The 315-nt window shown below is 64.1% G+C and carries 1 protein-coding gene; it reads left to right on the plus strand.

All coding sequences use genetic code 11. The features are described from left to right. On the plus strand, positions 1-315 hold a 315-nt coding region (locus ACODTW_RS28325), incomplete at both ends, for an MBG domain-containing protein (protein WP_488949563.1).

Genomic DNA, 315 nt, shown 5'->3' on the forward strand with positions numbered 1-315 from the left:
GCCTGTCGAACTATTCGATCACCTACGCCAATGGCACCCTGACGGTGAACCCGGCAGCGCTGACCATCACGGCGTCGGGGGCGACCAAGACCTATGGCACCAGCGCCAGCCTGACCGGCTATACCAGTGCGGGTCTGGTCAATGGTGACGTGATCAGCGGCGTGACCCTGGCCTCCACGGGCGACGGCACGGCCGCAACGGTGGGCAGTTATACGATCAGTGCGTCTGGTGCCACGGGTACGGGCCTGTCGAACTATTCGATCACCTATGCCAATGGCACGCTGACGGTGAACCCGGCCGCCCTGACCATCACGG

This window comes from Niveispirillum sp. FG148 (assembly GCF_057809655.1).